The organism is Bradyrhizobium jicamae (genome assembly GCF_001440395.1).
Taxonomy (GTDB): Bacteria; Pseudomonadota; Alphaproteobacteria; order Rhizobiales; family Xanthobacteraceae; genus Bradyrhizobium; species Bradyrhizobium jicamae.
In genome coordinates this window covers 26,821-52,577 of record NZ_LLXZ01000181.1, presented here as the reverse complement: position 1 = coordinate 52,577, position 25,757 = coordinate 26,821, and the positions used below count along the sequence as shown (strand labels likewise).

Genomic DNA, 25,757 nt, shown 5'->3' with positions numbered 1-25,757 from the left:
TTCGGCGACGTACTCACTTTCGCACCCCGGCACTTCAGCAGAGATATCAAACCAGGAGAGATCGATGACGAAGTTACAGATCGTTGCGGCGCTCGCCGCCAGTGTTCTTGCAGGCTCGTTCGGCGCCCTTGCCACGCCGGCGCACGCCGCCGCACCGCTCAAGGTGAAAAACATCGTGCTGGTACACGGCGCCTGGGCCGACGGATCGAGCTGGTCGGAAGTCATTCCGCGGCTGCAGGCGGCAGGACTTCACGTCACCGCGGTCCAGAATCCGCTGACCTCGCTGGAAGATTCAGTAGCCGCCACGCGCCGCGCGCTGGCGCAGCAGGACGGCCCGACCGTGCTGGTGGCGCATTCCTGGGGCGGCACCGTCATCAGCGAAGTCGGCACCGATCCGAAGGTCACCGGGCTCGTCTATATCGCGGCGCGCGCCCCCGATGCGGGCGAGGATTTCGTCGCGCTGTCGCAAAAATTTCCGGCCGGCCCGGCGCGGGCCGGCGTTCAGGAGCATGACGGCTTCACCAAATTGTCCGAGGACGCGTTCCTGAAATATTTCGCCAATGGCGTCGATCGCAAGACGGCGGAAGTTCTCTACGCCGTGCAGTGGCCGACCGCAGCTTCCATTTTCGCCGGCCGCACCACCGCAGCCGCCTGGCATAGCAAGCCGAGCTGGTACGCGGTGTCGAAGCAGGACTACACCATCAATCCCGACCTCGAACGTTTTCTGGCCAAGCGCATGCACGCGACGACGGTCGAGCTGGACGCCGGCCACCTGTCATTGGTCTCGCAAGCCGACAAGGTCGCCGATCTTATCCTGGCCGCCGCCGGTCAGCACGAATAGTCGTCACAATGAAAAACGCCCCGGGATGCCGGGACGTTTTGTATTGCTGTCGTCCCTGCGAAAGCAGGGACGACGTTAGAGGTTCACTCCAGCCCCTGCGCCTTCGGCATGTCCTGCGTCGGCGCGATCTGCGGGGCGGGCTTGGCTGAAACCGATCCTGTCGTCGTCGGCGAAGCCGCGGCCTGAACTTCGGTCGGCTTCGGCGCAGGCGCCGTGGCCTGCTGCTGCACCGGCGCCGGCCTGGCTGCGATCGGGCTGGCCTTCGGCACCGGCACCGTGCGGCTCGCAACCTTGGGAGCCGGCCGCGGTTCGGCCTGGACATGGGCCGGCGGGACCGTCGCACGGGCCTGCGGCAGCCGAGCGGACGGAGTTCCAGGGAGCGCACTGTGCTCTTCATAGAAATTGTCGCCCATCCGGTCAGTCGGCACGAAGCGGATGATCCGGCCGTTACGCGCGTCGATCACCAGCCGCCCGCCCTCGCCGCCGCGGTCGATCGCCGCGATCGTGTAGACGAAGCCGCGGAGCCTGGGGATACCGAGCGGCGAGAAGCCATTGTCGCGCAGCACGGAATAGACCTCCGTCGACGGCAACAGGCTGGGGCCGGGACCATAGCCGTAGCGCGGCCCGGGCTCGTAATACGGCCCGGGAGCCGGCTGCGGCGCCACCGCATAGGGGGCCTCGAAATCCGACGCCGCCCTGTATGGCGAGCGTCCGTCAGGCCCGGGCACCTGCGCCTGCGCGCCTGCAGCCAGAAGGATCAATCCCGCCGCCAAAGATCCCGTGAACAACTTCATTATCGAAAGCTCCTGTAAGCCCGCAGCCACCAGGCCCGACCGGGAGCATTTCGCTCTCGCGCCTGCCGGCCCGCGGCCAATTTCGTTACGAAATCCGGCAGTCCTTGGGCCGGATCGGGGCGCGCTGCTGCCGCAAGGCCCCACTGGCGGCTTTTCCCCGGCCGCGAGCCGCCAATCCGCATGCGGGCGAGGACTTTCACGCGCTTGTGTGATAGATAAAAATTTGGCATGGTCGAAGTTAGGGCAGTATCGCTGTCTCAATTACGGGGCTTTCCCGGCACAGGGATTGCAACGAAACCGTGGCGCCACGAGCGTCAGGGCAGTGCAGGCAAGGCCGTTCCTCAGGGACGTTGAACGCCCAGGCCTGAATTTAAGAAATTGCGGCTCGCGGCGGACGAGCGGTGGCCCGGTGGGTGCCGCAAGCGTCCAAGGTGCGCCGACGATGCGGTGAGGCCCTTAGCCTTTTTGAGAGGAATGAGATGAGCGGGTCGGAATTCGAGCGCGAAAATATCGTGGCAGAGACCCTGTCGGCGACCGCGGCTTCGAAACCGGCCGACACTACGCGCGAGCATGACTGGCGCCCGCCGGCCGAGGGCCTGTACGACCTCGGCATGGAGAAGGATTCCTGCGGCGTCGGCTTCATCGCCAACATCAAGGGCCGCAAGTCGCACCAGATCGTCTCCGACGCGCTCAACATTCTCTGCAACCTCGAACATCGCGGCGCCGTCGGCGCCGATCCGCGTGCCGGCGACGGCGCCGGCATCCTGGTGCAGATCCCGCACGCGTTCTTTTCGCGCAAGGCAGCCGAGATCGGCTTCAAGCTGCCGGAGCCCGGCCATTACGCGATCGGCGCGCTGTTCATGCCGAAGGAGACGGCGTGGCGGAAGGTGATCCAGAGCATCATCGCCGAACAGATCAAGGAAGAAGGCCTCGTGCTGCTCGGCTGGCGCGACGTGCCGTCCGACAACACTTCGCTCGGCGTCACCGTCAAGCCGACCGAGCCCTATCACATGCAGGTGTTCATCGGCCGCAACGGCACGGCGAAGACGGAGGACGAGTTCGAGCGCAGGCTCTACATCCTGCGCAAGTCGATCTCGCAGGCGATCTATCAGCGCCGCGACCGCGGCATGGCCGGCTATTACCCGGTCTCGCTGTCATGCCGCACCGTGATCTACAAGGGCATGTTCCTCGCCGACCAGCTCGGCAAGTACTATCCCGACCTGCACGAAAAGGATTTCGACAGCGCGCTGGCGCTGGTGCATCAGCGCTTCTCGACCAACACCTTCCCGACCTGGTCGCTGGCGCATCCCTACCGGATGATCGCCCATAACGGCGAAATCAACACGCTGCGCGGCAACGTCAACTGGATGGCGGCGCGGCAGGCTTCCGTGCATTCGGAGCTCTACGGCAAGGACATCAGCCGTCTGTGGCCGATCTCCTATGAAGGCCAGAGCGACACGGCCTGCTTCGACAACGCGCTCGAATTTCTGGTGCAGGGCGGCTACTCGCTGCCGCACGCGGTCATGATGATGATTCCGGAAGCGTGGGCCGGCAATCCCCTGATGGATGAGCAGCGTCGCGCCTTCTACGAATATCATGCCGCGCTGATGGAGCCGTGGGACGGCCCGGCCGCCATCGCCTTCACCGACGGCCGCCAGATCGGCGCGACGCTCGACCGCAACGGACTTCGTCCTGCGCGCTATCTCGTCACCAAGGACGACCGCATCGTGATGGCGTCCGAAATGGGCGTGCTGAAAATCCCCGAGGACCAGATCGTCACCAAGTGGCGGCTGCAGCCGGGCAAGATGCTCCTGGTCGATCTCGAACAGGGACGCCTCATTCCCGACGACGAGATCAAAGCGACGCTGGCTAAGAGCCATCCCTATAGCGACTGGCTGCATCGTACCCAGCTCGTGCTGGAGGAGTTGCCCGCCGCGCCCGTCAAGGGCATGCGCTCGAACCTGCCGCTGCTCGATCGGCAGCAGACGTTCGGCTATTCGCAGGAAGACGTCAGCATCCTGATGACGCCGATGGCTGCGACCGGCGAGGAAGCCGCCGGCTCGATGGGCAACGACACGCCGATCTCGGCGCTGTCGGACCGGCCGAAGCCGCTGTTCACCTACTTCAAGCAGAACTTTGCGCAGGTCACCAACCCGCCGATCGACCCGATCCGCGAGGAGCTCGTCATGAGCCTCGTCTCGATCATCGGGCCGCGGCCGAACCTGTTCGACCTGCAGGGCATGGCCTCGACCAAGCGGCTCGAGGTGCGCCAGCCGATCCTGACCGATGCGGACCTGGAAAAGATCCGCTCGATATCCGACGTCGCCGACACGCATTTCAAGTCGCGTACGCTCGACACCACCTTCCATGCCGGCTTCGGCGCGGCGGGGATGGAGCAGGTACTCGATGAGCTCTGCGCGCGCGCCGAAGGCGCGGTGCGCGAGGGCGTCAACATCATCATCCTGTCCGACCGCATGGCGGGCACCGACCGGATTCCGATCCCCTCGCTGCTCGCCTGCGCGGCCGTTCATCATCATCTGATCCGCACCGGCTTGCGCACCTCGGTCGGCATCGTCGTCGAATCAGGCGAACCGCGCGAAGTGCATCATTTCGCGTGTCTGGCCGGTTACGGCGCCGAGGCGATCAATCCCTATCTCGCGTTCGAAACCATCATCGCGATGAAGGACCGCCTGCCGGGCTCGCTCGACGACTATGAGATCGTCAAGCGCTATATCAAGTCGATCGGCAAGGGCCTGCTGAAGGTGATGTCCAAGATGGGCATCTCGACCTACCAGTCCTATTGCGGCGCGCAGATCTTCGACGCCGTCGGGCTGAAGGCCGATTTCGTCGCCAAGTATTTTGCCGGCACCCACACTCGCATCGAGGGCGTGGGGCTCGCCGAAATCGCCGAAGAAACTGCGCGCCGCCATACGGATGCGTTCGGCGACGCGCAGGTCTACAAGACCGCACTCGATGTCGGCGGCGAATACGCCTACCGCACCCGCGGCGAGGACCACGCCTGGACGGCCGAATCCGTCTCGACGCTGCAGCATGCCGTGCGCGGCAATTCGCAGGAGCGTTACCGCGCGTTTGCAAAAATCCTCAACGAGCAGTCCGAGCGGCTGTTGACGCTGCGCGGACTGTTCCGGCTCAAGACCGCCGAGGATGAGAAGCGCAAGCCCATAAAGCTCGACCAGGTCGAGCCTGCCAGCGAAATCGTCAAGCGTTTCGCCACGGGTGCAATGAGCTTCGGCTCGATCTCGCGCGAGGCGCACACGACACTTGCGATCGCGATGAACCGGATCGGCGGCAAGTCCAACACCGGCGAAGGCGGCGAAGAGGCGGATCGCTTCAAGCCGATGCCGAACGGCGATTCGATGCGTTCGGCGATCAAGCAGGTCGCCTCGGGCCGCTTCGGCGTAACGACGGAATATCTCGTCAACTCCGACATGATGCAGATCAAGATGGCGCAGGGCGCAAAACCCGGCGAAGGCGGACAGTTGCCCGGCCACAAGGTCGACGCGACGATTGCGCGCGTGCGGCATTCGACGCCCGGCGTCGGCCTGATCTCGCCGCCACCGCATCACGACATCTACTCGATCGAGGATCTGGCGCAGTTGATCTACGACCTCAAGAACGTCAATCCGGACGGTCAGGTCTCGGTCAAGCTGGTCTCCGAAATCGGCGTCGGCACGGTGGCCGCGGGCGTTGCCAAGGCACGCGCCGACCATGTCACCATCGCAGGCTTCGAGGGCGGCACCGGCGCCTCTCCCCTTACCTCGATCAAGCACGCCGGTAGCCCTTGGGAAATCGGCCTTGCCGAAACCCATCAGACGCTGGTGCGCGAGCGGCTGCGCAGCCGCATCGTGGTCCAGGTCGACGGCGGCTTCCGCACCGGACGCGACGTCGTGATCGGTGCGCTCTTGGGTGCCGACGAGTTCGGCTTCGCCACTGCGCCGCTGATCGCGGCCGGCTGCATCATGATGCGCAAGTGCCACCTCAACACCTGCCCGGTCGGCGTCGCGACGCAGGATCCGGTGCTGCGCAAGCGCTTCACCGGCCAGCCCGAGCACGTCATCAACTACTTCTTCTTCGTGGCGGAAGAGGTGCGCGAGATCATGGCGCAGCTCGGCTACAAGAAGTTCGACGAGATGGTCGGCCAGACCCAGATGCTCGACCAGTCCACGCTGGTGGCGCACTGGAAGGCCAAGGGGCTCGATTTCTCAAAGCTCTTCGTCCGCCAGAAGGAGGAGAAGGGCCAGAAGATCTATCACGCCGAAGCCCAGGACCATCATCTGGAGAAGGTGCTGGACCGCCGGCTGATCGAGAAGGCGCAGTCCGCGCTCGACCGCGGCGCGCCGGTGAGGATCGAGGAAGAGATCAACAACACGGACCGTTCCGCCGGCGCGATGCTGTCGGGTCAGGTCGCAAAGATCTACGGCCATGCCGGGCTGCCGCTTGATACCATTCACGTCAGCCTGAAGGGCACCGCCGGCCAGGCATTCGGCGCGTGGTTGGCGCGCGGCGTCACCTTCGATCTCGAGGGCGAAGGCAACGACTATGTCGGCAAGGGTCTTTCCGGCGGCCGCATCATCGTCAAGCCGCCGCGGAATTCCGGCATCGTGCCGGAAGAATCCATCATCGTCGGCAACACGGTGATGTACGGGGCGATCGAGGGCGAATGCTATTTCCGCGGCATCGCCGGCGAGCGCTTCGCGGTGCGTAACTCGGGTGCGGTCGCGGTCGTTGAGGGCGCCGGCGATCATTGCTGCGAATACATGACCGGCGGCATCGTCGTGGTGCTCGGCAAGACCGGGCGCAACTTCGCAGCCGGCATGTCGGGCGGCATCGCCTATGTGCTGGACGAGGCCGGCGACTTCGCCAAGCTCTGCAACATGGCGATGGTCGAGCTCGAGCCGGTACTCTCGGAAGAGCTGATCAACGCCAATACCTATCACCACTCCGGCGATCTCGAAGCGCATGGCCGGGTCGACGTGTTCCAGAACCTGCTCGATTCCGATGTCGAGCGGCTGCACGTGCTGATCACGCGCCACGCCAAACTGACCGGCTCGAAGAAAGCCGCCGAGATCCTCGCGAACTGGAAGGCCTGGCTGCCGAAATTCCGCAAGGTGATGCCGGTGGAATACCGCCGCGCGCTGAAGGAAATGAAGGCGAACGCCGACGCCGAGCCAAAAATCGCGATCGGGGCGTAGTTACACACGCCCGTCATTGCGAGCGCAGCGAAGCAATCCATCCCTCCGCACGGCAAATATGGATTGCTTCGTCGCTGCGCTCCTCGCAATGACGGAGGAGCGACGGGAAACGAATACGAACGAGAGACGCAGGGACGTCAGGTTTAATGGGTAAGATCACAGGCTTTCTCGAGATCGACCGGCACGACCGCAAGTACACGCCGGTCGAAGAGCGGCTGAAGCACTATCGCGAATTCGTCATTCCCCTGAGCGAGAAGGACACCCGCGAGCAGGCCGCACGCTGCATGAACTGCGGCATCCCCTATTGTCACGGCACCGGCTCGGTGGCGCCGGGCACGCCCGGCTGCCCGGTCAACAACCAGATCCCCGACTTCAACGACCTCGTCTATCAGGACAACTGGGAAGAGGCCTCGCGCAACCTGCACTCGACCAACAATTTCCCCGAGTTCACCGGCCGCATCTGCCCCGCGCCGTGCGAGGCGTCCTGCACGCTCAACATCGACGACAACCCGGTCACCATCAAGACCATCGAATGCGCCATCGTCGACCGCGCCTGGGACAATGGCTGGCTGAAGCCGGAAATCGCGCCGGAAAAGACCGGCAAGAAGGTCGCGGTCATAGGCTCCGGCCCTGCAGGCCTTGCCGCCGCGCAGCAGCTCGCGCGCGCCGGCCATGACGTCCATGTCTACGAGAAGTTCGCCAAGGCTGGCGGATTGCTCCGTTACGGCATTCCCGACTTCAAGATGGAAAAGCACGTCATCGACCGCCGCGTGGCGCAGATGGAAGCCGAGGGCGTGACGTTCCATTACGGCGCCCATGTCGGCGGCACGTCCGAAGGCGCGATCGACCCGCGCGAACTGCTCGACCAGTATGACGCCGTGGCGCTGACCGGCGGCGCCGAAGCCGGCCGCGACCTGCCGATCCCCGGCCGCGACCTCGACGGCATCCATTTTGCGATGGATTTCCTGCCGCAACAAAATCGCCGCGTCTCTTCCGAGCCGCTCGGCGCCGTCAAGGATATCCTCGCCGGCGGCAAGCATGTCGTCGTGATCGGCGGCGGCGACACCGGTTCGGACTGCATCGGCACCTCCTTCCGGCAGGGCGCGGCGTCAGTGACGCAGCTCGAAATCATGCCGGCGCCGCCCGAGCACGAGAACAAGGGCGTGACCTGGCCGAACTGGCCGTTGAAGATGCGGACCTCGTCGAGCCAGGCCGAAGGCGCGACCCGCGAATTCGCCGTGCTGACGCAAAAATTCTCCGGCGTCGACGGCAAGGTGCAGAAGCTGCACTGCGTGAAGGTCGACGACAAGTTCAAGCCGCTGCCCGGCACCGAATTCGAACTCGACGCGCAGCTCGTGCTGCTCGCCATGGGTTTCGTGCATCCCGTGCACGAAGGCATGCTGAAGACGCTCGGCGTCGATCTCGACCAGCGCGGCAACGTCCGCGCCAATCTGATCGACTACAAGACCTCGCTGCCCAACGTCTTCTCCGCCGGTGACATGCGCCGCGGCCAGTCGCTGGTGGTCTGGGCGATCCGCGAGGGCCGCCTGTGTGCGCGCGCGATCGACCAGTATCTGATGGGATCGACGACGCTGCCGCGCTAAAGGCCGCTATCGCCGGGCTCAGCCCGGCAGTGATAGCCTTTCGCTCGAACTCGAACGGGCATCTCGCGAGGGTTGATGGATGCGCGGGTCAGCCCACGTATGCCGCGATGTGTCTGGACACGTCATCATATTGCCCGCAACCTCGCTGGATCCGGATCAATGCCCACCTCTCCTCAGGTGGGCATCATTATCTGGAATCATGAAGAAAGGCGGTAGTATGAGAACTCAAGGAATGGGCAATTCGGTGCGCCAGCGCATCACACGCGTATTGGCGGCGGGTACCCTGCTATTCATGTACGCGTTCGGCATGGTTGCCACGACCGGCGCCTTTGTTGCAGCGGGCGTCTCTCCGGCCTTCGCACAGCGCGGCTGGGGTCGAGGCCGGGGCGGCGGTTGGGGACGCGGTCGAGGCAGCGGTGTCGGCGCCGCAGTCGGCATCGGGGTCGGCGCGGCCATCATCGGCGGCGCGATCGCAGCGAGCGCCGCCGAGCAGCAGCGGCGCGATGCCGTCAGCTATTGCATGCAGCGCTACCGTTCGTTCGATCCCAATAGCATGACCTATCTCGGCCGCGACGGCCTCCGCCGTCCGTGCCCGTAGAGGACGAGTGCCTGTCACGATATTTTAGGACCCCGGCAGAAGTGCCGGGGTTTTTGTTTGCATTCGCCGCGGGCGAAAGAATCGCTTTCCCTGCAATCGACAGGGATTATGCGTCCCTCAGTTCTGCACCCTCACCCCCAGCATCACCACCGTCGATGCCGTGCTGTTGCCGGGCTGGTTCGAATCCAGCCAGTCCCGGCGCAGCGTACCCTTGAGCCAGAGAGTACGGCTCATCTTGTAGATCAGGTCGCCGGAGAGCGAATAGAAACGGTCGAAGCGGTCGTCGCCCTGGTATCGCTGGGTGCCCCAGGTGAATCTGCCGATGGCGCTCAGCCAGCGGCGGAAATCGTGATCGACTTCGGCGGTGTAGGTGTGCGTCAGCACGCCGGAAACGCCGGGCACGGTGGTCTCGTCAATCGAGGTGGTGGCGAAGAATTTTGCTGATGTCAGCGGCGTTGCGACCCACACCAGCGAGGCCGATGTTAGCAGGCCCTGTAGCGATTGCAGCCGCGGATCTTCATAGGTGCGCGCCGCCCAGCCGACCGCGACTTCGCCGGTCAGCATCCGCGAGAGTTCGAAACTGGTGCCGGCCCTGACGTTGCCGCCGCTGGAATTGCGCTGATAGCCATTACGATCGACCAGAATGTCGTGCGAGCGGATATTGCCCACGATTTCGCCGAACGGTTTCAAGCCCGGCATCAGATCGTAGCTGACGCGGCCGAGCCCGCCGTACTGATTGTAGTTGCGGTCGTCGTTGCTGGTCGAGGTGCCGTCGGTCAACTCCGAGTATTGATAGACGGTGCGGTCGATCGCAGCCCCTGCGGAAAGCTGCAGGCGATTGAAGTTCTGATCGACGCCAAGCGTGCCGCCGAACGTCGCATAGACCGGATATCTGGACAGGCCGGCCTGCACATTCGGGCTGCCGGGATTGTCGGTGGCGACAAGCAATCGCGCCTGGCCGAGCAGGCGGGTGTCGTGGGTGACATCGAGACGGCCATCGACATGGCCGATGAAATTCGGACGGTCGATATTCGTCGGCGCCGACGACACCACGCCGTCCACCGGCGGAAAAGTGTTGGTGTAGCCGGTGAAGGAACCCCTGAGGTCGGCGACAACAGCGTGGCGCTCCCAGTCGGAGAACGCGACGAATTCCGGCGCGATCACATAGAATGGCGATCCGCGCGGCACCGACGTTCGCCCGGGATTGGTGTCGTAACCGCCTCTGAGTTCGACGGCTGACTTGATCAGGAAGCTGCCGGCGTAATCGCCGACGGCGCCGAACGGATCGTCGTCGATCCTGAGCCGCTTGCGCGGCGGCTGCCCGACCACAGTGCCCGCCATCGCCGGCGCAAGGCGTGTCTTGTTGGCGGATTCCGACGGCGGGATCGAGAGCCGCAGCTGCGTGTTCGACGCAATCGGCGGCGGCGGGCTGCCGGGCCCGACCGGCGGCTTCGGCCTCGCCTGCCCCGGATAGTACTTTGGCTTTTTGCGCTGGCGGTTGAGCGAGTCGTAGCCGGAATCGGCGGCGCCGCTCGCAGCCGGCAGGCCGTATTTCGGAATCTGCCCGATCCGCGACGGAGCGCGCTTCTCATCCTCCTGCAGCTTTGGGCTGGCGAGCGGATCGTTCACCTCCGCCGAAGTGCGGCGCAGCGGCGAATCCGGCGACGTCACCTGGCTGGCGCGCCTTGAGCTGAATAGGTCCGGCGTGACGGTTTGCGCGTGCGCTGCGGTTCCCGAGAGCGCGATCAGCGCAAGGCACGGCAAGGCTGCGCGAAGCGTGCGCGCGCGGCTGTTCCGGCCCGTTACTGGCCTCGCCATCACGATGGAATATACTCCAACAAAAACAGTCACTTACTCGACGCATTCCGCGAGGCTCGCGGCACATGTCGTTAATGGAGTTAAGACAATTATGGTTAATGAGGCGTTGAGAGCTCTGCGGCGCGCGTCGCATCGGCGGGCGGGCCATGCTATGGAGGGCTTTGGGGCGAGGCCCCTCCTCCCTGGAACAGACATGGCTCATTCGTATCCGCTGATGGCAAAATCATCCGGCACCGACCCCGCTGACTCCGCCGTTCAGTCGGCCTTGCGCACGCTCGATGCCGAGGGCAGCGGCATCGCCGCGCTCACGGCGGCGCTGCAATCCGATCTGCGCGCCCCCTTCACCGCCGCGGTCGACCTGATCCGCAACGCCAAGGGACGGCTGATCGTCACCGGGCTCGGCAAATCGGGCCATATCGGCCGCAAGGTCGCCGCGACCTTTGCTTCGACCGGCACGCCGGCCTTCTTCGTTCATGCCGCCGAAGCCAGCCACGGCGACCTCGGCATGATCACCGCCGACGACGTCATCCTGGCGCTGTCCTGGTCGGGCGAGCAGCCGGAGATGAAGAATCTGATCAGCTATGCCGCGCGTTTCCGGATTTCCGTGATCGCGATGACAGCGGAGCGGGAATCGACGCTCGCCAAGGCGGCCGAGATCGCGCTGACGCTGCCGAAAGCGCGCGAGGCCTGCCCGCATAATCTGGCGCCGACCACCTCCTCGCTGATGATGCTCGCGCTCGGCGATACGCTGGCGATCGCACTCCTGGAAGGCCGCGGCTTCACCTCGACCGATTTCAGCGTGCTGCATCCCGGCGGCAAGCTGGGTGCGATGCTGAAATATACCCGCGATCTCATGCATTCCGGCGATGCGGTGCCGCTGAAGCCGCTCGGCACAAAAATGTCCGACGCGCTGGTTGAGATGACCTCGAAGGGTTTTGGCTGCGTCGGCATCGTCGACGCGCGTGGGCATATTGTCGGCATCGTCACCGACGGCGATCTGCGCCGCCATATGGGGCCCGATCTGATGACGGCCACCGTCGACGAGGTGATGACCAGCAATCCGAAAACGATCGACCGTGACGTACTGGCCGGCGAGGCGCTGGAGATTCTCAACTCTTCGAAGATCACGACGCTGATCGTAACCGATGCCAACAAGCCCGTCGGTATCGTCCACCTGCACGATTTCCTGCGCGCCGGCGTGGCGTAGGTTCGAACGGTCACGTAGGGTGGGCAAAGCGCAGCGTGCCCACCGCGACACAACGCGACCGAAATGGTGGGCACGCTTCGCTTTGCCCACCCCACGGTTTCACCACCTCGGAAACCTCGCCGCGCTCTCCTCCAGCGGCAGTGCCAGTCCGTTCGCGAGATACGACACCGTGCGATAGAATCCGCACAGCAGGATGATCTCGAATATTTTTGCCTCGTCGTAATACGCCGACACCGCAGCGAACTCCGCGTCATCGAGCGTCGCCCGCTCGTGCAGCGCATCGACCGCGGCGATCAGCGCCTGTTCTGCCGCCGACCAACAGCCAGCATCGGCATCGCCGAGCACGGTGGCACGGACCTGTTCTTCCGTCAGCCGCGCGGCTTCCGCGAACGCCGTGACATGCACGCCCCATTCATACTCGCAGCCGGTTCGCGCGCAGGTGCGGTCGATCACGATCTCGCGCTCCCGCAACGAGAGCGGTCCACGATCCAGCAGGCTGCCGGCGCGGAATTTTTCCCAGGCGCGAGCGTTGCCGGCGATGACACGGAACAGCGTCAGCGGCGGCGCGCCACGCATGATGCGGTTGAACTGCTCGGCAATCTCCGGTGCATAGGGCGGCTCAAGCGGCGCGATGCGCGGCGCGGTCTGGGACACGACCAACTCCTGTGCTACAAATAACGTAGCACTACGCTACATTATTTGTAGCATCACGCAAGAGGGGTTCGATGCCGAAACCGGCGACAAAAACCAGACAAAGCGCCGTTCGCGGCTCCCGGACCGGGCGGCCGATCATGGCCCTGCTCGATCTGCTCGGCCGCCGCTGGACCTTGCGTATCGCCTGGGAGCTGCGCGACGGCCCCTTGACCTCGCGCGCGCTCCGCACCGCCTGCGACGACGCCTCGCCGACCGTGATGCAGGCCCGCCTGTCGGAGCTGCGCGAGGCCGGCTTCGTCGAACTCCTTTCCGGCGACGGCTATCACCTGACGCCACTCGGCAGGGAGCTGATGGAAAGCTTCCTGCCACTGCATCACTTCGCCGAGCGATGGAGCCGGCGTTTGGCAGGCTAGGCCGCCGCCACCGTCAAGCTCGCCCCGTCCGCCCGAACCACCTTGACGCGGCTGCCGGCGGGCGCGTCGGGGCCGGCGACGCGCCAGATCGTGTCGTCGATCCGCACCGTGCCGGTGCCGCCAACGATCGGCTTTTCCAGCGTGAATTCGCGGCCGATCAGCGCTTCGTTCCGCCTGTTGAGGAACGGGCTGCTCAGGTTGCTGCTTCCGGCGCTGCGCGCAAAATATCGCCATGCCGGCACGGCGGCGATGGCGAAGATCGCGAACATCAGCAGTTGCGTCTGCCAGGACGGATTGATCGCAAACGACACCAGCCCGGTCAGGAGCGCCGCGAGCCCGAGCCAGAACATGAAGACGCCCGGCGCCAGCAATTCCAGCGCCATCAGGAGGAAGCCGAAGATCAGCCAATTCCAGGTGCCTAACGTCGAAAACATCTCGGCCATCACACGAACCTCTCATCAAGCATTGTGACCGTTCGGACCAGGCTCACCGTTGCGGCGCGACCGGCGGCGGCGTCGGGCCGGTGTTCGGCACCGAGGACGTCCGCCGCGCGGCTGCTGTCGCAGAGGCCGCGCTCTCGCCGAACGCCGCCTTGGCGATCTCGCCGATGCCGGCGAGCGAGGACAGCACGCTGGTGGCTTCCACCGGAATCATCAGGATCTTCTGGTTTGGCGATTCCGCAAACTGCCCGAACGCCTTGATGTATTTGTCGGCGATAAAATAGTTCAGCGCGGCAATATCGCCCTTGGCAATGGATTCGGAAACCATCTGCGTCGCCTTGGCCTCCGCTTCGGCCAGGCGCTCGCGCGCCTCGGCATCGCGGAAGGCGGCTTCGCGACGGCCTTCGGCCTGCAAAATCTGGCCCTGCTTGGCGCCTTCGGCGCGCAGGATTTCCGACTGGCGCTGGCCCTCGGCCTGCAGGATGTCGGCGCGCTTGACGCGCTCGGCCTTCATCTGCCGCCCCATCGCTTCCACCAGATCGGCCGGCGGCACGATGTCCTTGATCTCGATCCGGTTGACCTTCAGCCCCCATGGCGACACTGCGGCATCAACGACGCGCAGCAGCCGCTCGTTGATCTCGTCGCGATGCGACAGCACCTGGTCGAGGTCCATCGAGCCCATCACCGAGCGGATGTTGGTCATGGTTAGGACAATGATCGCCTGTTCGAGATTGGCGACTTCGTAACTCGCCTTCGCCGCGTCGAACACCTGGAAGAAGGCGACGCCGTCCACCGTCACGGTGGCGTTGTCCTTGGTGATCACCTCCTGCTCGGGAATGTTGATCACCTGCTCCATCATGTTCATCTTGCGGCCGACGCGATCGAAATAAGGCACGATCAGGTTCAGTCCCGGCGACAGCGTGCGGGTGTATTTACCGAACCGCTCGATGGTCCAGTCATAGCCCTGCGGCACCGTCTTGACGCCCGCGAACAGCGTGACGATGACGAGCAGAACAAAGGCGATCGCGAAAATATCGAAACCAGTCATCAAGTCCTCCAGATACGGCAAGGTGAGCGTTGCCGGACGCGATCTCTCATTCTTGTCAGCAAAGCCGCGGCGCCGGTTCAGGCCCGGCTGTTCTCGAGTTACCGTTATATAGCTGGGGAACAATTTGCCGGCCACCAGATGTTCTCAAAGGCCGAACGGCGGCAAGCTATGGGAAATTCTTCGACTGGTTAAATCCAGCCTTGCAGCTCGCGCAAGACGAGCTGTCGGATGACGTCCATGCCGGGCTCGCTGTCGTTGAGGCAGGGAATCGCGGAAAACTGCTCGCCGCCGTTGTGCTTGAAAATCTCGGCGTTTTCCTGCGCGATCTCCTCCAGCGTCTCCAGGCAATCGGCGGAGAAGCCGGGGGTCACGACGGCAATACGTTTCACACCATCTTTCGCGAGTTTTTCGATGGTCTTGTCCGTATAGGGCTGCAGCCACTCGTCGTTGCCGAAGCGCGATTGAAATGTAAGCAGCAGTTTGGAGGCATCAAGCCCCATGCGCTTGCGCAGCGCCTCGGTTGTTGCGACGCACTGCGCCTGGTAGGGGTCGCCCTTGTCGACATATTTCTGCGGCATGCCGTGAAACGACGCGACGATCAGCTCGGGTTGAAACGGCAGGCTCGCAAGATGTTCCGACATCGAGACGGCGAGCGCCTCGATGTAATCGGGATCGTCATAATAGGGCGGGCTCACCCGCAGCGTCGGCTGCGCGCGCATGCCGGCGAGCGCGCGAAACACCTCGTCGCATACGGTCGCCGAGGTCGCCGCGGAATATTGCGGATAGAGCGGCACCACCAGCAGGCGGTCGCAGCCTTGCGCGGCCAGTGCCTCGATGCGCGAGCGGATCGACGGGTTGCCGTAGCGCATCGCCCAATCGACCACGACATGCTCGCGGTCCGCGATCGCTTCGCCGAGCTTTTCGGCCTGCGATCGGGTGATGGTCTTGAGCGGGGATTCGTCCTTCTCGGCGTTCCAGATCTTCCGGTAGTCGCGCGCCTTGCGGGCGGGACGCACGCGCAAAATGACGCCGTTGAGGATCAGCTTCCAGACCAGGCCCTGGTCCTCGATCACACGCGGATCGGACAAAAATTCCTTCAGATAAACCCGCACCCCCTGGGCATCGGCGCTATCGGGCGTGCCGAGATTGACCAGCAGCACGCCGATGCGCTGCGGCGGGGTTGCCGATGCCTGCTTCGCATTGCCAAAGGGGACGACCACGGTCATGATTTCGATGCCTTCGCGCGTTGCACCATCCTTGTCAAGATAACCGCCGGTTCGGTACGCTTCCCGGATTGCCGCGGGGCGCGCGCTCGCCAGTGCGCGCGGGGAGAGGAACCATGACGATCGCCGAATGGTGCATTTTCGGAACGCTGCTGCTCTATCTGCTGACCATCGCCTCGGTCAAATGGGCCGCCCACGCACGTTTCGACAATGCCAAGCCGCGCGATCCCAGCTTCTACCAGGACCCGATCCGCGCCCGCGCGCTCGGCGCCCATCAGAACGGCATCGAGGCGTTTCCGTTCTTTGCCGTCGCGGTGCTGCTCGCAGAATTTCGGCTGGCACCGCAGCGCCTGATCGACGAACTCGCCATCCTGTTCCTGATCGTGCGGATCGCCTACGTCTTCACCTATCTCGGCAACCGCCCGACGCTGCGCTCGATCCTCTGGAGCCTCGGGTTCGCGATCAACATCGCGATTTTCTTTCTGCCGGCGATCAAGGGGTATTTGCCGGTGTAGGATGCTCGTCGCGCGGACATCAGCCTGCGGCCCCGTATTCAAGCAGGGTCCGACGGACTTGATGTTCAGCACAGACTCTGAAGGCGGTGGACCGCCGCACGTATTTTCGAAATTCTGGCAACTCCAGTAAGGAGTGACACCATTTGTCGCCATTGCCCAACGACCTGAGATCATCGTTCGCTTCGAACTCGAACGTGAGACTCAGTTGCCAAATGTCTTCGTCCTCTGCGTCCTCGTACACGATGATTTGCCTCGTCAGGCTGAAGGCAAACTGCTCACCCGCTCCCCAATCGAAGGTCCCCCATTGGAAAAGAAGCATATCCGCGTCTTCATGTTGCTCAAATACACGTCCGCTTGGCCTCCGATCCCGGTAGAAATCGAAAAGCGCCTCACAGCCGTCGACCAGGTTAAGGTCATGCTCATGTAGGTCTCTGCCGCGCAAGATTGCTTCGAATTCCAGGCGCGCATGTTGTGGGTTAAACATCGAAGCACTCCATTGCGGACCTCGGCCTCTGGTCCTCAGCGGTCGCGGAGGACGTCGACTGCTGACCGTTGCAGACCTCCCCTGATCAGACATACTCTGTGCAGGAAGCTAACGGGAAAATAACCGTGGGCGCCTCTCTCTACGAACCAATAAACGTATTTAAGCCGATGGGGCCGGACATCGGAATCGTCGATGGGCCATTCGAACGCTTGATCGTAGGTGGCGTCACGCTAGCGCTGCCTTTCACTACGCGGATGACGGTGGTGCGCCTTTCGAATGGTGACCTGTTCCTGCACTCACCGATCAAATTTGATGAGGGGCTGGCGGGCGAGCTGCAGCGGATGGGGACAATCCGACATCTCGTGTCACCCAACCAGTTTCACTACGCTCATATCGGGGAGTGGTCGAAAGTGTTTCCCGATGCGATCCCATGGGCTTCACCGCGTGTACGCCGAAGAGCGCGCGCCCGGCACATCGATGTCACGTTTGCACGAGACTTAGACTTCAATCCGCCAGAAGAATGGGGGCCAGACATCGACCAGACGCTATTTCCTGGTGGGTACTTCAAAGAGTTCATTTTCTTTCACAAGAAGTCGGAGACGCTAGTTCTCACGGACACGATTATCAATATCGAGTTGGATAAAATGCCCGAACCTTGGCGAACGGCAACAAAGCTCAGCGGGATGAACCATCCCCACGGCCAACTTTTCTTTGGCATGCGGCTGCCGTTGTTACTTCAGCGGCGAAGGGCGAAAGCAGCATTTGCAAAAATCCACTCTTGGCGACCGAAGCGCATTGTGATCAGCCATGGGCGGTGTTTTGAATCTCATGGCGAGGAGGTCATAAGGAGGATATTTGGAGGGCCGCTGACTTGAATTACGATTCATTCGGTCAAGCCGAGACAATTTCCGCTGTTGGCCCATCGCGTCATTTAGCGCAGCGCAACGACATGTCCGAAGTTGATTGCAGAACAGAAGTAGCTGGCCGACATCAAAAATGACGTGATTGACCCAAAGCGGCGGGTCTCGAGTTGTCCGCTCTCGCGTCGCTGTTGAGGGCTAAACAGACGTGCACGGTGTGCTCGATGCTGGCACGGTTCACATCGCGATAATCCGATAGATGATTGAGCGCGCGCCTTGGTGGTCGGGCCGCCTCACTGCGGCAAATCCTTGAAGAGCTCGATGACGATCATGATCAGCGAGCCGACGGCAACCACCACCGGGCAGACAAACGGCAACTCTTCCAGCAGGCCGACAAGGACCGCCCGGACGCGGAGAGTTCTCTTCACATGCGCGAAACGCAAGCCTGCCACACCCATCGGATATCTCCGTTTGGCCCCCAGCAGCAGCGGTCGGATTCTTAAACGTGAAGCGGGATCCGGCTATAGCCAGTTCGGGTGTTCCCTTGATCAAGGTGAAGGAACCCTTGCAAGGGGCCATGGGCACGTCGCCAAGACAGGCTGGATTATGCACCACATCGTACACAAGGACATCGCGCGACGTGGCGCATGTCGAATACGGACGCCGGATCTTCACAGGTTGGAACGCCGGAGCCGGCACGAGGTTAGATAGCTTGCGTACCATCGCGGCTGCGCTGACCAGCGCGTTGCATTGGAGGCAGCGCATGAAAACCATCGTTGACGAAGCCGGCGAGGTCATCGCCAAAGCAACGGATGACCATACTCTCGTCGGCGGCCACCATCGCCTCGCGGTGGCGGCCAGCCTCGGTCAAAGACTGTTCTGGCGAGATACCGGCGAACCCGTGAAGCTTGATCTGTTCTTCAGGCATAAGTTCTCTTCGACAGACGGCCTGAGCCGCTCGCCGAGGTTATAGTTGTTCTGATGCATTGCGGTGCGCTGCTGCGTCGACGGCGCACGACGGTCGATAGCATTACGACATCTGCGCCGTGGCCTGTCCGCGTCATTGCGAGCTAAGCGAAGCAATCCATTGTCACCACGTGCGCGGATGGATGGATTGCTTCGCTTCGCTCGCAATGACGGTGGAGATAGTCACGCTCTCGCAACGCAAATCTCACGCCGCCAAATGCCGCTCCCGCGTCGCAATCAAATCCCGGATATCCTGCGATATCGGGACCGGCCGATGGGTGTTCTGGTCGGTGTTGACCCAGACGATCTCGCCGGTCACCAGCGCATCGCCGCCGCCTTTGAGGAAGATCGCGAGTTCGAAGGTCAGGCTCGAATTGCCAATCCGCGCCACGCGCGCGCCGACGTCGAGCTCCCAGTCGAAGCGAACCGGCGCCTTGTATTCGATGACGGATTTGACGACGTGGAAATCGACGCCGGACTTTTTTGCGTCGGCATATTGATCATAGCCGAGCGCGCGAAAATACTCGGTGATGGTGGTGTCGAAATAGGTCAGATAGTGTGCGTTGAAGACGACGCCCTGGCCGTCGATCTCGGAATAGCGCACCCGGAACGGGTGGAAGAACCAGAATTGCTCGCGTGACATGGGATTCCCGGCACCGTCCTTTTGGCGTGTTCGATTTCGTAGCCCGGATGGAGCGTAGCGCAATTCGGGAATCGATGCCCGCGCGTTCTACGGCCCCCGGGTTACGCTGCGCTTCACCCGGGCTACGATCAGAGACACGTCGCGCGTTCGGCAGCGAGGTAGCCGAACAGCAGGCCGAGGCCGAACAGTAGCACCAAGCCTGCGGCGCCGAACTCGATGCCGCGCATGATCAACGCGCCGCCGCCCTCGCGGCCGGCGCTGAGCCGGCGGGCCAGGCCCTTGGCCGAGACGGCAACGATGGCGATGGTGGCGACCGTGATCGCAGTTCCGAGCCCCATCACAAAGGTCGCGGCGATGCCGGCCAGGAACAGTCCCTGCGCCAGCGAGAATACCAGCACCAGGATGGCGCCCGAGCAGGGCCGCATGCCCACCGCAAAGATCGTCCCCAGGCCGCGCCGCCAGCCGCCGGGGCCGGCGAGTTGATCCGGCGTGGGCCCGTGCGAATGGCCGCAATGCTCGTCATGAACATGGCCGTGATCATGGTCATGTCCGTGGTCGTGCTGATGATGGCCGTGGTCATGATGATGCGCATGGCCATGATCATGATGTCCATGATCGTGATGATGACCGGCCGTGGCCACCGCCATCGCCGGCGCCGGTTTCGCCTGCAGCGCGCGCATGAAGCCGCCGCCCTTGGTCCAGACCAGCCGGGCGCCGAAGGCCGCGATCAGGCCGTAGCTGACAATCTCGATCGCCTTCTCCGCGGAGCACATCGTCTTGGCGGTGGAGGAGAGCAGCCAGGCGAACACGGCGACGATCACCACCGCCACCAGCGCCTGCAGGAACGCCGAGGCGAACGACAGCACAATGCCGCGCCGCGCGGTCTCCTCGTTGGCGACGAGATAGGACGAGATCACCGCCTTGCCGTGGCCGGGCCCGGCAGCGTGGAAGATCCCATAGGCAAACGAGATCCCGAGCAGCGTCCAGACCGCGCTGCCGTCCGATTTCGCCGCGCGGATGGTCTGCGACATCTCGCGATAGAATTCGGACTGCTTGGCCAGAATCCATCCGATCACGCCGCCGACCTGCGGCTCGGCCGCGGGCCGCGGACCGCCGAACGGGTTCTGTGCCATCAGCGCGTGCCAGCAGGCGTCGAAAACCATCACGGCCGCGAGCACCACGGCCGTGATCGCCAAGATTCTGGTTATCTCGCCCTGTGCGAGCCTTGCAGGCAACGACTTCACGGGCAGTTCACCGTGATCTTGTTGGCGAACATCGCGCCATAGTTGGAATTGTCGCCGTTCATGAAGTTCTGCTCGTTCAGCCGCTGGGTGTTCGCGGTCTCGTCGTTCGGCCGCTGGAATTTCATCTGGCAGGCGGCCGGCGCGCCGACCAGTTTGATGGGATCCTTGTCGTCGAACTTGAAGTCGATGAAATAGGAGGGATCGAACACCTCCAGCGCCAGCTGCTTCGATGTCACCGGCGCCTTCAGCGGCAGCACGAAATGCAGCGTCAACGCGCTGTCCTTGTATTCGAGGTAGTAGTCGATGGGCTCGTTGAACTTCTCTTTCTTGCCGTCGGCCTTGGCGAAGGTGAAGTAGGCGAAATCCTTCAGCGATTCGACATTGGTCTGCGCCAGCGGCGCCAGTTCCTCGCGGGTGTAGACGCCCTTGGTCTTGGTCTCGATGCCCTGCAGCGCGTAGGTCGAGAACATGTCGTCGAAGGTCCAGGCGTGGCGCACGCCCGTCATCGAGCCGTCGGGCGCGTAGACCACCTCGCTTTTGGCGGTGATCCAGACATGGGGATGGGCCTCGGCCGCGGCCGTGCCGAGCGCCGTGATCAGGAGAACGAAACCGAGCAATCGCTGCATGACCGTGCGCATCTCAAGCCGCCGGCGTTGCTTCGAGCAGGCCGCGGCGGCGCAGCAGCGCATCCGCCTCGGGTTCGCGGCCGCGGAAGGCGACATAGGCTTCCTCGGGGTTACGCGAGCCGCCCGACGAATAGATGTCGTCGTGCAGCCGCTTGGCGGTGGCGGGATCGAAGATGTCGCCGGCCTCCTCGAAGGCGCCGAACGCGTCGGCATCCATCACCTCCGACCACATGTAGCTGTAATAGCCGGAGGCATAGTGATCGCCGGAGAAGATATGGCCGAACTGCGTGGGCCGGTGCCGCAGCGCGATTTCCGCGGGCATGCCGATCTTCTCCAGTTCCGTCTTCTCGAAGGCCGCGACGTCGCGGCTGGCCGCGGCCGGCTGGGTGTGGAATTCGAGGTCGATCAGCGCCGAGGAAACGAACTCCACGGTGGCAAAGCCCTGATTGAACTTGCGGGCGACGAGGAAGCGTTGCAGCAGGTCGTCCGGCAGCGGCTCGCCGCTCTGGTAGTGTTTGGCGAACTGCCGCAACACCTGCGGCTGCTCCTGCCAGTGCTCGTAGAGCTGCGAGGGCAGCTCGACGAAATCGGTGAACACCGAGGTCCCCGACAGCGAGGGATAGGTCACGTTGGACAGCATGCCGTGCAGGCCGTGGCCGAACTCGTGGAACAGGGTGCGTGCATCGTCCGGCGACAGCAGCGACGGCTGGCCGTCCGCACCCTTGGAGAAGTTGCAGACGTTGATGATCAAGGGGGCGATCTCGCCGTCGAGCTTCTGCTGGTCGCGCAGCGAGGTCATCCAGGCGCCGGAGCGCTTGGAGGGCCGGGCGAAGTAGTCGCCATAGAACAGCGCCTTGTGTTGGCCGTCAGGACCCTTGACCTCCCAGACCCGGACATCCGGATGCCAGACCGGGATGTCCTTGCGCTCGGCAAAGGTGATCCCGAACAGGCGGGTGGCGCAGTCGAAGGCGGCCTCGATCATGTGGTCGAGCACCAGGTAGGGCTTGATGGCGGCGTCGTCGAAATCGGCTTTCCGCTGCCGCAGGATTTCGGCGTAGTAGCGCCAGTCCCACGGCGCCAGCGTGAAGTTGCCGCCCTCCTCCGCGATCAGCGCCTGCAGCGCGTCGCGGTCGGCGAGCGCACGCTCCCGGGCCGGCTTCCAGACCCGCTCCAGCAGGCCGCGGACGGCGTCCGGTGTCTTGGCCATGGAATCCTCCAGCCGGTAGGCGGCGTAGGTCGGAAAGCCCATGATCTTCGCAGCCTCCTCGCGGAGCTCGAGGATCTCGACGATGGTGTCGTTGTTGTCGTTGGCGTTGCCATTGTCGCCGCGGGCGGTGAAGGCCTTGTAGACCTTCTCGCGCAGGTCGCGGCGGGAGGAGCTCTTCAGGAACGGCTCGACGGAGGAGCGCGACAGCGTCACGATCGCCTTGCCCGCCATGCCCCGCTCTTCGGCCGCCGCCTTGGCCGCGGCGACGAAGGCCTCGGGAAGGCCGCCGCGGTCGTCCTCGCCGAGCTCCATGAACCAGTCCTGCTCGTCGCCGAGCAGATGGTGGCTGAAGGAGGTGCCGAGCTGGGCCAGCCGCTCGTTGATCTCGGCCCGGCGCTTCTTGGCGCTCTCGTCAAGGCCGGCGCCGGCGCGGTAGAAATTGGTGTAGGTGCGCTCCAGCAGCCGGTTCTGTTCACCGGTGAGGCCGAGCGTGGCGCGGTTCTCGTGCAGCATCGCGATGCGACCAAACAGCACCGCGTTCATCATGATCGGGTTCCAGTGCCGCGCCATCCGCAAGGAGACTTCCTTGTCGATCTCCAGGATCGCCGGATTGGAGTGCGCCGAGACCAGGTCGTAGAACACCGCCGCGACCTTGGAGAGCAGCCTGCCCGAGCGCTCCAGCGCCGTGATGGTGTTGGCGAAGTCCGGCGCCGAGGGATCATGGGTGATCGCCGCGATCTCGGCGGCATGGTCGGCGAAAGCCTGCTCGAAGGCCGGCAGGAAGTGCTCCGGCTCGATTTCGGCAAAAGGCGGCGTCTCGAACGGCGTCTGCCACGGCCGAAGCAGCGGGTTTTCGCCAGCTTCCGAGGGGGCCGCCGTATGCAGGGTTTCTGACATCACAATTCCCGTTTTTGCCTCGTTTTCTTGACGCAAACCGGTACCGATTTCGCTCGAAAACGCTCCAGAAGATGCGGCAATCTATATCACGCGATGCGGCATTTTTGGGCCTTTTACGCTTGATAGATGGGGCCTTTTCGGAGAGATTGCGCCCCCTGAACAGGACCTTTTTTCCATGAGCCAACAGCCCGCTTCCACATCCTCCCGCCAGATCTACTGGCCGAGCGTCATCACCGTCATCTCGGCGGCGATCCTGATCGGCGCTGAAGTGTTCGGCGCAGCGTTTGCCGGCGGCTGGGCGCTCGCGATCCTGTTCGGCCTCAACGACACCTCAGCGCACATCCTGCAGGCCGTGCTGTTCGGCCTCGGCGTACTGATCATGGTGGCGTTCATCCGCGGCGCGCAGCGCATCGAGCCGTTCTTCAGGCGCGGCTGACGCGCGTTCAAGAAAGTGCTGCGGCACAGGCGTTAAAGCGCTCAACGCCTCGCGAGAAATCTTAACAGCCGTTCAGATTTGTCGTCAGCGGCGCGCACCGCGAACGCTTTCGTAATCACACGCGCGCGAAATTTGTCCCCACCCTAAAAAAATTGTTGCGAAGCCGAGTCAAAAGACTTATTTCCCAACTTGCCCAATTTCGCACGTGCCTGTGGTCGTGTGTCAGTCGGTAGGTATCCGGACAAGAGGCCGGACAGCCGCCAAGGGATGGAAGAACCGAGGGTCGCTCAACAGGCGGCCAGCATCTCTCTCCAGGGATGCCGTTGAAGGTCTCACCACCCCTTGCAACCGTGACTGGCAGCCGGAGGCGAACCGGCGTACTCCGCTCTCAACGGGGGACGCGACTTAAAGCAACGACGGATCGGGCTTTTTTGGTCTCTACCGGCATTCCAACGCCGGCGCGGGCTACTGAAAAGGCTTGTCCTTCATTGCCAGGTGAGCGGGCGGGAAACTCTCCCAACCAATCCACGGCAGCACAGTCTGGTTTGAGTCTTTTGGCTTCGTTGCGCCTCCATCGCGCGATGTGGCCGGAGTGCTCTTATCCGACGTCACGTTGATGCGGATCCCGTCGCTGGGGCCGTTGGAGAGTGCCATGACCGAACGTATTCAGGAATTCCTGCGCAACCGCCGCAGCGAGGGCCAGGACACCGAGCCGTGCCTCGTGGTCGACCTCGAAGTCGTGCGCGACAACTACCAGACCTTTGCGAAGGCGCTGCCGGACAGCCGCGTGTTCTACGCGGTGAAGGCTAACCCTGCGCCGGAAGTGCTGTCGCTGCTGGCCTCGCTGGGCTCGTGCTTCGACACGGCGACGGTTGCCGAAATCGAAATGGCGCTCGCCGCTGGTGCGACGCCGGACCGCATCTCCTATGGCAATACGATCAAGAAGGAGCGTGACATCGCGCGCGCCTTCGCGCTCGGCATTCGCCTGTTCGCGGTCGACTGCGCCGCCGAAGTCGAGAAGATCGCCCGCGCCGCCCCCGGCGCCAAGGTGTTCTGCCGCATCCTCTATGACTGCGCCGGCGCCGAGTGGCCGCTGTCGCGCAAGTTCGGCTGCGACCCGGAAATGGCGGTCGAGGTGCTCGACCTCGCCAAGCGTCTGGGCCTGGAGCCGTGCGGCATCTCGTTCCATGTCGGCTCGCAGCAGCGCAAGGTGAAGGCGTGGGATCGTGCCCTGTCGATGGCCTCGACGGTGTTCCGGGACTGCGCCGAGCGCGGGATCAACCTGTCCATGGTCAACATGGGCGGCGGCTTCCCGACCAAGTACCTCAAGGACGTTCCTCCGGTCGTGCAGTACGGCCGGTCGATCTTCCGTGCGCTGCGCAAGCATTTCGGCAACCAGATCCCGGAGACGATCATCGAGCCGGGCCGCGGCATGGTCGGAAATGCCGGGATCATCGAGACCGAAGTCATTCTGATCTCCAGGAAGAGCGACGAGGACGAGGTGCGCTGGGTGTATCTCGACATCGGCAAGTTCGGCGGTCTCGCCGAGACGATGGACGAGTCGATCCGTTACGCCATCCGCACCCCGCATGACGGTGCGGACATGACGCCGTGCGTGCTCGCAGGTCCGACCTGCGATAGCGCCGACGTGCTGTACGAGAAGATGCCGTATCCGCTTCCGGTGACGCTCGAGATCGGCGACAAGCTGCTGATCGAAGGCACCGGCGCCTATACGTCGACCTACTCGTCGGTGGCGTTCAACGGCATCCCGCCGCTGCGGACCTACCACATCTGATCGGCCTCGCTTGAGGCTTGAATAACGGGAGCCGGTGCGCCGGCTCCCTCCCCGTCATTTGCGAATTTTTGACAACGCTTTGCGCGGCAGGCTTGCCGTTGCGAGCGGGGACTGACGTGCCATGACTGCTTTGCGGAAGACCAAGATCGCCCTTAACCCCAAGGCCGCTCCGTTCGCGATCCGTGCGGAGCGAGCCTCGGACGTCGTTGCGCGTGAAGCGCTGCTGGATGC

23 protein-coding genes and 1 pseudogene are annotated in these 25,757 nt (G+C 63.5%); 12 read left to right on the top strand and 12 right to left on the bottom strand.

Features of this window, described 5'->3' with window-relative positions; genetic code table 11:
• Nucleotides 1–64 precede the first annotated feature (64 nt).
• A complete protein-coding gene (locus CQ12_RS30510; RefSeq protein ID WP_057838985.1) occupies nucleotides 65–841 on the top strand; it encodes an alpha/beta fold hydrolase in 777 nt (258 codons plus the stop codon).
• 83 nt (nucleotides 842–924) lie between these two features.
• Here CQ12_RS30510 and CQ12_RS30505 read toward each other — a convergent pair whose 3' ends face one another.
• Nucleotides 925–1,635 (bottom strand): hypothetical protein, encoded by a 711-nt coding sequence (locus tag CQ12_RS30505; RefSeq protein ID WP_057838984.1) that lies wholly within the window; start codon nucleotides 1,633–1,635, stop codon nucleotides 925–927.
• Between the two features lie 479 nt (nucleotides 1,636–2,114).
• On the opposite strand from CQ12_RS30505, the gene gltB reads away from it, so the two are divergent.
• From gltB to CQ12_RS30490, 3 genes are all read left to right on the top strand, one after another.
• Nucleotides 2,115–6,848 carry a glutamate synthase large subunit gene (gene gltB, locus CQ12_RS30500; protein WP_057838983.1) on the top strand — a complete coding sequence of 1,578 codons (4,734 nt, stop codon included), beginning with the start codon at nucleotides 2,115–2,117 and terminating at the stop codon, nucleotides 6,846–6,848.
• 146 nt (nucleotides 6,849–6,994) lie between these two features.
• The gene (locus CQ12_RS30495; RefSeq protein ID WP_057838982.1) at nucleotides 6,995–8,452 is read left to right on the top strand and encodes a glutamate synthase subunit beta; all 1,458 of its coding nucleotides are present in this window, start codon (nucleotides 6,995–6,997) and stop codon (nucleotides 8,450–8,452) included.
• 217 nt (nucleotides 8,453–8,669) lie between these two features.
• Nucleotides 8,670–9,050, top strand: coding sequence for a BA14K family protein (locus CQ12_RS30490; RefSeq protein WP_083519541.1), 381 nt, complete (start codon nucleotides 8,670–8,672; stop codon nucleotides 9,048–9,050).
• A 117-nt stretch (nucleotides 9,051–9,167) separates the two neighbouring features.
• Here CQ12_RS30490 and CQ12_RS30485 read toward each other — a convergent pair whose 3' ends face one another.
• Nucleotides 9,168–10,868, bottom strand: coding sequence for an outer membrane beta-barrel protein (locus CQ12_RS30485; protein WP_057838980.1), 1,701 nt, complete (start codon nucleotides 10,866–10,868; stop codon nucleotides 9,168–9,170).
• Between the two features lie 193 nt (nucleotides 10,869–11,061).
• Between CQ12_RS30485 and CQ12_RS30480 the strand changes: the two genes are divergently transcribed.
• Nucleotides 11,062–12,075, top strand: a complete 1,014-nt coding sequence (locus tag CQ12_RS30480) for a KpsF/GutQ family sugar-phosphate isomerase (RefSeq protein ID WP_057838979.1) — start codon at nucleotides 11,062–11,064, stop codon at nucleotides 12,073–12,075.
• A gap of 99 nt (nucleotides 12,076–12,174) precedes the next feature.
• Here the strand turns inward: CQ12_RS30480 and CQ12_RS30475 are convergent, their stop codons facing one another.
• Nucleotides 12,175–12,729, bottom strand: a complete 555-nt coding sequence (locus CQ12_RS30475) for a carboxymuconolactone decarboxylase family protein (RefSeq protein ID WP_057839008.1) — start codon at nucleotides 12,727–12,729, stop codon at nucleotides 12,175–12,177.
• A gap of 71 nt (nucleotides 12,730–12,800) precedes the next feature.
• On the opposite strand from CQ12_RS30475, the gene CQ12_RS30470 reads away from it, so the two are divergent.
• On the top strand, nucleotides 12,801–13,142 hold the full coding sequence (locus CQ12_RS30470; protein WP_057838978.1) for a winged helix-turn-helix transcriptional regulator: 342 nt from the start codon (nucleotides 12,801–12,803) through the stop codon (nucleotides 13,140–13,142).
• Here the strand turns inward: CQ12_RS30470 and CQ12_RS30465 are convergent.
• The 3 genes from CQ12_RS30465 to hemH all read right to left on the bottom strand — a co-directional run bounded on the left by CQ12_RS30465 (nucleotide 13,139) and on the right by hemH (nucleotide 15,856).
• Nucleotides 13,139–13,585, bottom strand: coding sequence for an NfeD family protein (locus CQ12_RS30465; protein ID WP_057838977.1), 447 nt, complete (start codon nucleotides 13,583–13,585; stop codon nucleotides 13,139–13,141). The two genes, CQ12_RS30470 and CQ12_RS30465, sit on opposite strands and share 4 nt — an antisense overlap.
• A 43-nt stretch (nucleotides 13,586–13,628) precedes the next feature.
• On the bottom strand, nucleotides 13,629–14,630 hold the full coding sequence (locus CQ12_RS30460; RefSeq protein WP_057839007.1) for an SPFH domain-containing protein: 1,002 nt from the start codon (nucleotides 14,628–14,630) through the stop codon (nucleotides 13,629–13,631).
• A 188-nt stretch (nucleotides 14,631–14,818) separates the two neighbouring features.
• The gene (gene hemH / locus CQ12_RS30455) at nucleotides 14,819–15,856 is read right to left on the bottom strand and encodes a ferrochelatase (protein ID WP_057838976.1); all 1,038 of its coding nucleotides are present in this window, start codon (nucleotides 15,854–15,856) and stop codon (nucleotides 14,819–14,821) included.
• 113 nt (nucleotides 15,857–15,969) lie between these two features.
• Here hemH and CQ12_RS30450 point away from each other — a divergent pair, with 113 nt between their 5' ends.
• A complete protein-coding gene (locus CQ12_RS30450; protein WP_057838975.1) occupies nucleotides 15,970–16,368 on the top strand; it encodes an MAPEG family protein in 399 nt (132 codons plus the stop codon).
• A 19-nt stretch (nucleotides 16,369–16,387) separates the two neighbouring features.
• On the opposite strand, the gene CQ12_RS30445 is transcribed toward CQ12_RS30450, so the two are convergent.
• Nucleotides 16,388–16,852 carry a hypothetical protein gene (locus tag CQ12_RS30445; RefSeq protein WP_057838974.1) on the bottom strand — a complete coding sequence of 155 codons (465 nt, stop codon included), beginning with the start codon at nucleotides 16,850–16,852 and terminating at the stop codon, nucleotides 16,388–16,390.
• A 125-nt stretch (nucleotides 16,853–16,977) separates the two neighbouring features.
• Here CQ12_RS30445 and CQ12_RS30440 point away from each other — a divergent pair, with 125 nt between their 5' ends.
• Complete coding sequence (locus tag CQ12_RS30440) at nucleotides 16,978–17,727, top strand: DUF4336 domain-containing protein (RefSeq protein ID WP_057839006.1); 750 nt, start codon at nucleotides 16,978–16,980, stop codon at nucleotides 17,725–17,727.
• A gap of 278 nt (nucleotides 17,728–18,005) precedes the next feature.
• Here the strand turns inward: CQ12_RS30440 and CQ12_RS45300 are convergent, their stop codons facing one another.
• Entirely contained in the window at nucleotides 18,006–18,170 is a 165-nt protein-coding gene (locus tag CQ12_RS45300; RefSeq protein ID WP_198164290.1) for a hypothetical protein, read from the bottom strand.
• Between the two features lie 305 nt (nucleotides 18,171–18,475).
• On the opposite strand from CQ12_RS45300, the gene CQ12_RS30435 reads away from it, so the two are divergent.
• Nucleotides 18,476–18,685 carry a hypothetical protein gene (locus CQ12_RS30435; RefSeq protein ID WP_083519544.1) on the top strand — a complete coding sequence of 70 codons (210 nt, stop codon included), beginning with the start codon at nucleotides 18,476–18,478 and terminating at the stop codon, nucleotides 18,683–18,685.
• Nucleotides 18,686–18,883: 198 nt separating this feature from the next.
• On the opposite strand, the gene CQ12_RS30430 is transcribed toward CQ12_RS30435, so the two are convergent.
• The 4 genes from CQ12_RS30430 to CQ12_RS30415 form a co-directional block, all read right to left on the bottom strand.
• On the bottom strand, nucleotides 18,884–19,321 hold the full coding sequence (locus CQ12_RS30430; protein WP_057838972.1) for an acyl-CoA thioesterase: 438 nt from the start codon (nucleotides 19,319–19,321) through the stop codon (nucleotides 18,884–18,886).
• Between the two features lie 128 nt (nucleotides 19,322–19,449).
• Nucleotides 19,450–20,484 carry a nickel/cobalt transporter gene (locus tag CQ12_RS30425; protein WP_083519543.1) on the bottom strand — a complete coding sequence of 345 codons (1,035 nt, stop codon included), beginning with the start codon at nucleotides 20,482–20,484 and terminating at the stop codon, nucleotides 19,450–19,452.
• Between the two features lie 77 nt (nucleotides 20,485–20,561).
• Nucleotides 20,562–21,191, bottom strand: a complete 630-nt coding sequence (locus CQ12_RS30420; RefSeq protein WP_157088584.1) for a DUF1007 family protein — start codon at nucleotides 21,189–21,191, stop codon at nucleotides 20,562–20,564.
• Nucleotides 21,192–21,204: 13 nt separating this feature from the next.
• Nucleotides 21,205–23,295 carry a M3 family metallopeptidase gene (locus CQ12_RS30415; RefSeq protein WP_057838971.1) on the bottom strand — a complete coding sequence of 697 codons (2,091 nt, stop codon included), beginning with the start codon at nucleotides 23,293–23,295 and terminating at the stop codon, nucleotides 21,205–21,207.
• A 175-nt stretch (nucleotides 23,296–23,470) separates the two neighbouring features.
• On the opposite strand from CQ12_RS30415, the gene CQ12_RS30410 reads away from it, so the two are divergent.
• The 3 genes and pseudogenes from CQ12_RS30410 to CQ12_RS46850 form a co-directional block, all read left to right on the top strand.
• Nucleotides 23,471–23,731 (top strand): hypothetical protein, encoded by a 261-nt coding sequence (locus CQ12_RS30410; protein ID WP_057838970.1) that lies wholly within the window; start codon nucleotides 23,471–23,473, stop codon nucleotides 23,729–23,731.
• A 652-nt stretch (nucleotides 23,732–24,383) separates the two neighbouring features.
• A complete protein-coding gene (locus CQ12_RS30400; RefSeq protein WP_057838968.1) occupies nucleotides 24,384–25,526 on the top strand; it encodes a type III PLP-dependent enzyme in 1,143 nt (380 codons plus the stop codon).
• A gap of 121 nt (nucleotides 25,527–25,647) precedes the next feature.
• A pseudogene (locus CQ12_RS46850) lies at nucleotides 25,648–25,757 on the top strand (GNAT family N-acetyltransferase); the annotation flags it as partial.

Coding starts and splice junctions, on each gene's coding strand:
- CQ12_RS30510 (WP_057838985.1), top strand. CDS start 65: ATGACGAAGTTACAGATCGTTGCGGCGCTCGCCGCCAGTGTTCTTGCA.
- CQ12_RS30505 (WP_057838984.1), bottom strand. CDS start 1,635: ATGAAGTTGTTCACGGGATCTTTGGCGGCGGGATTGATCCTTCTGGCT.
- gltB (WP_057838983.1), top strand. CDS start 2,115: ATGAGCGGGTCGGAATTCGAGCGCGAAAATATCGTGGCAGAGACCCTG.
- CQ12_RS30495 (WP_057838982.1), top strand. CDS start 6,995: ATGGGTAAGATCACAGGCTTTCTCGAGATCGACCGGCACGACCGCAAG.
- CQ12_RS30490 (WP_083519541.1), top strand. CDS start 8,670: ATGAGAACTCAAGGAATGGGCAATTCGGTGCGCCAGCGCATCACACGC.
- CQ12_RS30485 (WP_057838980.1), bottom strand. CDS start 10,868: ATGGCGAGGCCAGTAACGGGCCGGAACAGCCGCGCGCGCACGCTTCGC.
- CQ12_RS30480 (WP_057838979.1), top strand. CDS start 11,062: ATGGCTCATTCGTATCCGCTGATGGCAAAATCATCCGGCACCGACCCC.
- CQ12_RS30470 (WP_057838978.1), top strand. CDS start 12,801: ATGCCGAAACCGGCGACAAAAACCAGACAAAGCGCCGTTCGCGGCTCC.
- CQ12_RS30465 (WP_057838977.1), bottom strand. CDS start 13,585: ATGGCCGAGATGTTTTCGACGTTAGGCACCTGGAATTGGCTGATCTTC.
- CQ12_RS30460 (WP_057839007.1), bottom strand. CDS start 14,630: ATGACTGGTTTCGATATTTTCGCGATCGCCTTTGTTCTGCTCGTCATC.
- hemH (WP_057838976.1), bottom strand. CDS start 15,856: ATGACCGTGGTCGTCCCCTTTGGCAATGCGAAGCAGGCATCGGCAACC.
- CQ12_RS30450 (WP_057838975.1), top strand. CDS start 15,970: ATGACGATCGCCGAATGGTGCATTTTCGGAACGCTGCTGCTCTATCTG.
- CQ12_RS30445 (WP_057838974.1), bottom strand. CDS start 16,852: ATGTTTAACCCACAACATGCGCGCCTGGAATTCGAAGCAATCTTGCGC.
- CQ12_RS45300 (WP_198164290.1), bottom strand. CDS start 18,170: ATGGGTGTGGCAGGCTTGCGTTTCGCGCATGTGAAGAGAACTCTCCGC.
- CQ12_RS30435 (WP_083519544.1), top strand. CDS start 18,476: ATGAAAACCATCGTTGACGAAGCCGGCGAGGTCATCGCCAAAGCAACG.
- CQ12_RS30430 (WP_057838972.1), bottom strand. CDS start 19,321: ATGTCACGCGAGCAATTCTGGTTCTTCCACCCGTTCCGGGTGCGCTAT.
- CQ12_RS30425 (WP_083519543.1), bottom strand. CDS start 20,484: ATGGTTTTCGACGCCTGCTGGCACGCGCTGATGGCACAGAACCCGTTC.
- CQ12_RS30420 (WP_157088584.1), bottom strand. CDS start 21,191: ATGCAGCGATTGCTCGGTTTCGTTCTCCTGATCACGGCGCTCGGCACG.
- CQ12_RS30415 (WP_057838971.1), bottom strand. CDS start 23,295: ATGTCAGAAACCCTGCATACGGCGGCCCCCTCGGAAGCTGGCGAAAAC.
- CQ12_RS30410 (WP_057838970.1), top strand. CDS start 23,471: ATGAGCCAACAGCCCGCTTCCACATCCTCCCGCCAGATCTACTGGCCG.
- CQ12_RS30400 (WP_057838968.1), top strand. CDS start 24,384: ATGACCGAACGTATTCAGGAATTCCTGCGCAACCGCCGCAGCGAGGGC.